The organism is Micromonospora sp. CPCC 205539, from assembly GCF_036906815.1.
Taxonomy (GTDB): Bacteria; Actinomycetota; Actinomycetes; order Mycobacteriales; family Micromonosporaceae; genus Micromonospora.
This window is the reverse complement of record NZ_JBAKHW010000082.1, coordinates 1-7,403: the sequence shown is the minus strand read 5'-3', so window position 1 is coordinate 7,403 and position 7,403 is coordinate 1. Positions and strand designations below refer to the sequence as shown.

Here is a 7,403-nt window from a genome sequence, read left to right as displayed (position 1 = left end):
CAAGAAGGTCAAGACGGGCCCGGGAGGACACGTGGGGGCGACTCTTCAATCCAGCGCGGCCGACCCAACCCCCAAGGTCGACACTTCGGAAAAGTCACTTCCCGGACCCGCCAACCCCCAGCCTAGAACACCACTCCTCGCCGTCTCTTGACACAGAGGGGTGCCATGTGCGGACTTCGCCCTACCGTCTCTGCGGGGCGCCGACGCTGACGCCTTCGGCGCCGCCGACGAGGTCACCGTTCAGGAAGCCCTGCTCAGATGTTCGCCAATGGGATCGGTGTCAGATGACGGACTCGCAACAGGCTTCAGCCCGTGCGCCTGCAACGCTCTGCGTCGATCTAAAGCAAGCCTGCAGACCGGCGTTAGGCGACCCGAGACGATGCTCGGCCGATCAACGGGAGTTCGAAGAATGCCTTCCATCCACCCACAAAGGGTGCAGTTCGCGTTGAATGAGTTGGCTAGCTCCAGGTTCAGCGGTGGCGCCGGTACAGGATCAAAGGCGTCAACCACGTCCGCCCCGACGAGGACTGTCCGCTCGGTCAATCCTGCCAGCCGCAGCTCCCCGGCAGCTTGGATCAGCGCCCGACCCTAGCCGCAGCACAGATCCAACCAGCCAGCGGCTGCCAAAGGCTCAGCCCGGCCGGCACCAACAGGGCCGGCGGCGAGAACGTCAAGAGGTTGAACCCCAGCTCCCGGGTGTAGCTGCTGACCCCAGACGGCTGCCGCTCACGGTTCATGGCGCAGTTCGCCACCACCGCGGACTGCTCCAAGGCGTCGTCGCCAAGCAACTCTAAACTGGCGCGTTGGTCGACCACACCAACATCATTCCAGGAACAGCTCTGCAGGCCGAACCCTCGACCAGCGGCATGAAAGTGCATGGTGTCCTGAGTGTGGGTCGTCGGCGTGAGCGCGCCTGGGATGATCGTTGGGTCGGCACAGGAGAGGTGCTCATGATCGAGTGGCTCGACGATGTCTGGTCTCGGACACGCGCCGTGCAGATTGTCGAAGGTGGTGAGGACAGTGGTCCTCTTGCCGGCCGTGAGCTTCTGGCCGAACTCCCGGATGCCGGGTCGGTTGACGCGGCGCGCGTGTTGACCACGACGGGTCGCTTCATCGGTGACATCTGTCGTTGTCATGGTGGGCCGACGATCGTGCTCCGCGATGTGGCGGGCGAGGTGCTCGCCAGCGCTGGTTTACATGGCCACGGCTCGGTCAGTTGGGAGCGGTCGCGGTTCCGTAACGACCTCGTATTGGCAGATCCTGGTGCGCTCCACCTGCTTCTGGCGGGGCTCGGTGTACCGGATCAGCTGACGTCATTTCTGGCGCCCTTGGCCGACCTGCTGAACCTGCACGAGGGCCACCCCCAGTTCCGGCCCACCGGGCGAGAGGGCAAGCGGTACCTGATGGAGCGTGGGGTTCCTAGCGTGCTGCATCCCCTGTTGGTCGCCGCCACCGGTCAGCAATGCGGCGAGCTGTCCGAGCCGCACGTCGACGACATACGTTCGCAGCTCACCGCCGCCGTGCCCTCAGCCACCAGGAGGGCGGCGATCCTGCTGTCCTGGCTGGGCCGGCTCCCCATTCCGGCAGAGGCATTCTGGGGCGAAGGTGTTCTGGTGCGGCAGTTACTCGCCGATCTCGCGCTACCCGACATCGCGGCCGCAGCTGCCGAAACCCGCACCGGCGACGTCGCAACGGGGGTGGTCAACCTGGTCATGCACTCCGGCGACGACGGCAGAATGGCCACGGCCATCGGTCCGACGCTGCGTCAGCTGTTTCCACCGGCACCAGCGTCGTAGACCTGGCGCTAGCCGTCGACCATCCGGTCGGCGAGCTGCTCGCGGACGCAGGTCGCCTACCCGCCATCAGGTACGCGCGACCGAGAGGTTCCGCCCGCTCAGCGGCGGATTCGTACGCCGGTAGGAGGCGTTGCGCGGAGGCTGCGGCGACGTTGAATAATCCGCGGGTGGATGTTGCCGATCTGCTCGCTCGAGCTGCGAGCATCGTCCCGGCTGATGTCGTCAACGAGGCCGGCGTGACGGTGGTGGACGTACGCGAGTACCTCGACCACGACGAGTGGGAGGTCGCGCTCGACCTCCTTGCAGACCTCCACACGGGTTGGCTACCGCCGACCGCTTGGTGGGATCTGCTGATCGACAGCGCCGAGCTGATGTGGCTCTCCGACGCGGCAGCGTGGTGCCGTTGGGGTCGGTGGGAGAGCCTCCACGGGATCGTCCGCGCGGAGTTGCGGCTCCTGTCGCCCACCGAAGGTGGCCGGCGAACGCCAATCCCGGGCAAGGGCATTCTCCGACCGCTGTGGGACCTCGGCCGGCGTACGGCCGCGGGCGACCGCGATCTGCTCGTGGCACGCATCTGGGTGGAGTCCACGCCAGTGTTACCGCCAGGCGCCACCGGGTCGGTCCGCCTGGGCCCACTGTCCCCAGCCCTCTGGCGTCACCTGCAGCCGGGCATGACGATCACCATGCACGAGGGCCAGCCGCGGTAGGAACGGCCACCGTCATCGAGGCATCGGATGCGCGCTGACATCAGCACGACCGAGGGCCGACTCAATCGGATTGTGGTGACGCTGGGGAGCGCGTGTTGTCTGCGGCAGATGCGGACGCACGGACCGGTGGCTGGATTCGTCCTCATCCGATCGGCTAGTGCTGTGTCCACTGACGTTGGCCGGGTTGTGTCAGACCCTCGTGGTTGGCTTTCGGGTATGCCCAGACGTAGGGACCCGGGAGCGCCGCGGGTGGTGCATCGCACCGCCCGGGTCGGTCTGCGTCTGACCTGGGCGCAGCGGCAACGGTGCTTTGGTCTGCTCCGCGCGGCCGGGGATCTGTGGGCATGTGTCCTGGAATACAACAGTTGGCGTCGTCGTCGTCAGGATCGGCCGGTCGCGGGTTTTCAAGAGTTGTGTCGGCTGCTGTCCGCGTCTGGTCCGGGCACGTTTGGTGAGCTCGACTCGGCTGGTGCCCGGTCGGTGTTGCGTCGCTATTCTGATGCGTGGTTCAGCGCTGCCGCCCGCCGTAGGGCGGGGCATGGTGAGGTGTGCTATCCGCGGCGGCGGCGGTCGTTGATGCCGGTCCGCTGGTATCACGGCACGTTCGCTCTGGATGGACGGCGGTTGCGGTTGCCGACCTCGGCGGGGAGTCCGCCGCTGGTGGTGCGTCTGGACCGGGCGGTTCCCTACCCTGATGGTGCGGTGCGGTCGGTGACGGTGGTGTTCGATCAGGGACGGTTGTGGGTCGAGGTCACCGCGGAGCTTCCGGTCGCGACCTACCCGGCCGGTCAAGAGCCGCAGCCGGGGCGGGTCGCCGGAGTCGACCTGGGCATCATCCACCCATACGCGGTCGCAGCCGGTGACGGGCAGGTGTTGTTGGTGTCCGGGCGGGCGATCCGCGCCGAGCACCGGCAGCACCTGGCCGACACGAAAGGCCGCCGCCGGGCGACCGCCGCCCGTGCGCCCAAGAAGGGCCAGCGGGGTTCACGGCGGTGGCGTAAGACCCGCCGGCGGGCTCGGCTGATCGAGGGGCGGCATCGGCGTCGGGTGCGGCAGGCCGGGCACGAGGCCGCGAAGACCGTGATCGGCTGGGCGGTGCGGCACCGGGTCGGGACGCTGACCGTCGGTGACCCGCGGGGGGTCCTCGACCTGCCCGCGGGTCGGCGGCACAACCTGCGGTTACGGCAGTGGCAGATCGGCCGGGCGATCGCGGTCCTGAAGGACAAGGCGGAGTTGGCCGGGATCACTGTGCATCTGGTCGATGAGCGGGGCACGTCGTCGACTTGCCCGGTGTGCCGGCGCAGAGTGGTCAAGCCCCGCGGGCGGACCATGACGTGCCAGAGTTGCGGGTTCGTCGGGCATCGTGATGTTGCCGCGGCGTTCACCATCGCCACCCGGACCCCGGGCGGCGCCACCACCACCCCACCCGCAACGGGTCAGGTGGTCACGCACCGTCGAGTAGGCCGGCACCTTCCCGGTGCCGGCCTGTCCCGGCGTGACCCACGCCGCCCACCAGCGGTGTCAGGGTCGGTTGGCCGGCTGAGGCCCGCCCCACCACCGGTGGGGAGTCGCTCGCCCCGACAACATCTGGGCGAGGAACCACAACACCACCGACAACCCGGTGAACGTTAGTGGTCACAGCACTAAGTTACGCAACCATGACTACCGGGACGGCATCACGCCACGCACGGATTGGTGACCCGGTGCCCCTCTGAGCGCCGTACGGACGGGTTCCGGCCCGCTTATTGATCGAGAATCCTGCAGTTCTGCGCGGGCTCCACCTCCGTCGTGTTGACCAAGGCTCGAGACCTCAACGACGACAGGAGAAGACATGCCCACCAAGACGCTGCACATCCCCACTGCGGACGGCCAAGCCGACGCGTTCGCCGCTCTCCCCGACGCCGGCGGACGACACCCAGCCGTGCTGATGTATCCGGACGGCTTCGGCATCCGGCCCGCGCTGCGGCAGATGGCCTGTGAACTGGCCGAGCACGGATACTACGTGCTCGTCCCCAACGTCTTCTATCTGCACGGCCCGGCACCCGTGATCGAGCTTCCCGAGCACATCGGAGACGAAGACCGGACGGCGATTTTCGCCCAACTCATGCCCATGATCAAAACGCACACCGCCGAACGGACCCTGAGCGACGCCGACGCCTATCTCAGCTTCCTCACCACCCAACCCGAGGTCAGTACCGGACCGGTCGCGGTGACCGGCTACTGCATAGGTGGCCTCATGGCGGTACGCACCGCTGCGGCCCACCCTGACCAGGTGGCTGCTGTTGCCGGATTCCACGCTCCCGTAGGCGCCGACGGGCCGGACGTCCTCTCCAAGCTCACCGCCCGGCTCCACTTCGGTCACGCCGAGGGCGACATAACCCCGGGGGCCCTCAAGGAACTCAACGCGACCCTGAATGCCGCAGGCGTCAGCTACACCTCCGAGATCTATCCCGGCACCCTCCATGGCTTCACCATGTCTGACACCGACGCATTCGACCCGGCCGCGCTGCAACGCCACTGGGACCGCCTGTTGTCCCTGCTCGGCAACACCCTGGCCACCAGCTGATCGTTCGAGTCGTTCTGGGGTTAGGCTGCCCGAGCGGCGGGCTGGCTGACCCCAGCAACGTTGTCGTTCAATGCTGATGCAAAGAGGCTCACCACCCACCTCGAACCAGCGCCGCGAACGATTCGCGGCTCGCAACGCATGCCCGGACGTGAACGCACTACCTTCAGCAGTTCAGGATGCTCGGCTCGGCGATCGGCTACCGAGCGGGTTAGCCCCGGTTGGCCGACGACCGTACTGCGGCGGAAGCGGATACCCGCAATCGTCGGGCTTAGGGCTTGATCAGGCCGTGGGTGCCCAAGTCGCCGACGACGAGCATCAGCTGCAAGGGCAGCTCCTTGTCGTAGTGACCAACCTCAGCAACGATCCCGCGAGTTCCGGCTTGCCACAGATCGATCTCGAAAAACCAGCCTGTCAGGTACTCGAACAGCGAACTACCCGGATCGTTCGGTGAACCGTCGCCGTCGAAGTACGGCCGTATATACCTTCGCTCCGGTGCTCCATAGCGAAGCGAAAGTGCGCGCGCCATCCTGGCGCGGTCGGCCTCGAACGCCGCGAGTGCCCGATCGAAGTCATCCTCCCTGGTCTCCCAGTCCCAGAACTGGCTTTCCCGAAGATCGACGTGGTGAGGCTCCGGCCTGCCCTGGTTGTCAACCACGAAGGGCTTAACAAGCAACTCTTCCAGCGTCGACAGCCATCGCTCCACGGCGGCGACTTTAGCCGCTCCTTTCATCCTCACGTCTGATCGGGTATCCGCTCATCCACATGAGCGGAAGCCGCTCTACCGCCTCTGCGGGGACGCCAACGCTGACGCCTTCGGGTCCGCCGAAGGCGCCAACACAGAGGACGCGCTGGTCACCGCGTTGCGGGTGGGATCGGAGCCCTTCCAACCTGCTCCCCGCGGCCCCGGCCATCACGATCGCCTTCTCGAATGCCGCGCCCTTTCAGGGCATGACAGGCTGTTCGGCATGCGCTCTGCCGACGATCGTCTCCATCTGAGGCTAAGGATCAACAACGGCCTGCTCCTCGTGCGAGATGGTGTCGGCACGTGGCTAATCCGTGGCGCCGCCGACGGGTTGGTCTACCCGGCCGGGGACCGGCTCGTGTGGCTGTTGCCACTGCTGGAGCGCACCCTGAACGACGTCAGTGCGGAGCTGTCTGACGTGCCTGCCGCCGACACACCGCTTCCTGCCCTCGTGAGGTTCGCGCTCACCGCTTGGGGAAGCTACTGGCCGACACTGGCGCTCGATTGGTTGGACGCCGGCTGGCCTACCCGGGATCTGCGCGACGTACTGGCCGACATGAAGGACTCGTGCGAACTCTCCCAGCAGCTTCGCGACCGAGCACTTCGCCTCTGGCACGCCTCGGCACCTGCCTGACGGACTGACAAGCCCGAATCCCGGAGGCTCCTCGACCAACGCCGGCCCTGCACCGCACTGCACGTTGAGTACTCACGGTGAGCCGGTAGCCACGGAGGCACCAGCGACGGCGAGTACTCCGCAGCCGATGAGGATTCCGATCGCCGTCGTGGATGCGACGATTGTCGGCATGGAGGCGAGGCCGCTGACTCGGTGAGAGCGGACCGTTCTCGAGGCGCTGCTGGCCGTTGATTTTTCGGGCGTAGAGACCCTGCAGCGCCAGTCGGCGGAAGTAGTCGTCGTCGGATCGTGCGGTTGTGGATGTCTGTCCACCAAGTTCCAGCATGGACGCGGCCTTGGGATGGGCATCAAAGTCAACGCGAGCGTTCGAGGCTCCCACGACGGTCTGTTTATCTATGTCATCGAGGACCTTGAGCGCGGAGAGGTTCTCGGCGGAATCGAGTGGGTCGGTGTCGAGGAGACAGATCCCGATGAGCGACAGGGATGATCAACCTGATTATGCACTCCGGCGACGACGGCACCCTGGCCACGGCCATCGGCCCGACGCTGCGTCAACGGTTCCCACCGGCACCTGCTGCCAACACCCTCCGATAGCCGCCGTACGTTCGGACGACCCACCTTTCGTTGCCGTAGATCGCGCAGCCGTCATCGCCCGCGCATGTCGCCGCCATGGAACGCTCGGCCCGCCGCGTCCCATTGACAGAGCGTTGTGGCCGGGGGTAGGCCGCGGATCCGTGCACGGGTTCTTAGGCACGGTCGCGGGCCTACGCTGTCGTCGCCGGATTGGCTGAGGCACCTGGGGTTGCGGTTGTCGGCTCCGCCTGAAAACTGACCACGTGGTTCCGGCTGAATCGGGACCACCTCCTCAAGCATCGGGAGGTGCTGAACGTGGAGGACTGGGCGGAGATCCGGCGGCTGCGGCGGTCGGAGGGCATGGCAATTCAGGCCATCGCACGGC

General features: G+C 66.6%; 7 protein-coding genes. 6 read left to right on the top strand and 1 reads right to left on the bottom strand.

Annotated features, from left to right (window positions below; all coding sequences use genetic code 11):
• The first annotated feature begins 803 nt into the window (after positions 1–803).
• The 4 genes from V6V47_RS32375 to V6V47_RS32360 all read left to right on the top strand — a co-directional run bounded on the left by V6V47_RS32375 (position 804) and on the right by V6V47_RS32360 (position 5,069).
• On the top strand, positions 804–1,796 hold the full coding sequence (locus tag V6V47_RS32375) for a hypothetical protein (RefSeq protein WP_334632363.1): 993 nt from the start codon (positions 804–806) through the stop codon (positions 1,794–1,796).
• 167 nt (positions 1,797–1,963) lie between these two features.
• Positions 1,964–2,503, top strand: coding sequence for a hypothetical protein (locus V6V47_RS32370; protein ID WP_334632362.1), 540 nt, complete (start codon positions 1,964–1,966; stop codon positions 2,501–2,503).
• A 27-nt stretch (positions 2,504–2,530) separates the two neighbouring features.
• On the top strand, positions 2,531–4,135 hold the full coding sequence (locus V6V47_RS32365) for an RNA-guided endonuclease InsQ/TnpB family protein (protein ID WP_334632361.1): 1,605 nt from the start codon (positions 2,531–2,533) through the stop codon (positions 4,133–4,135).
• Positions 4,136–4,334: 199 nt separating this feature from the next.
• The gene (locus V6V47_RS32360) at positions 4,335–5,069 is read left to right on the top strand and encodes a dienelactone hydrolase family protein (protein ID WP_334632360.1); all 735 of its coding nucleotides are present in this window, start codon (positions 4,335–4,337) and stop codon (positions 5,067–5,069) included.
• Between the two features lie 268 nt (positions 5,070–5,337).
• Here V6V47_RS32360 and V6V47_RS32355 read toward each other — a convergent pair whose 3' ends face one another.
• Complete coding sequence (locus V6V47_RS32355; RefSeq protein ID WP_334632359.1) at positions 5,338–5,772, bottom strand: hypothetical protein; 435 nt, start codon at positions 5,770–5,772, stop codon at positions 5,338–5,340.
• 262 nt (positions 5,773–6,034) lie between these two features.
• Between V6V47_RS32355 and V6V47_RS32350 the strand changes: the two genes are divergently transcribed.
• Together V6V47_RS32350 and V6V47_RS32345 are read left to right on the top strand one after the other, a co-directional pair.
• A complete protein-coding gene (locus tag V6V47_RS32350) occupies positions 6,035–6,445 on the top strand; it encodes a hypothetical protein (RefSeq protein ID WP_334632358.1) in 411 nt (136 codons plus the stop codon).
• A gap of 340 nt (positions 6,446–6,785) precedes the next feature.
• Complete coding sequence (locus V6V47_RS32345; protein WP_334632357.1) at positions 6,786–6,932, top strand: hypothetical protein; 147 nt, start codon at positions 6,786–6,788, stop codon at positions 6,930–6,932.
• Positions 6,933–7,403: the final 471 nt, after the last annotated feature.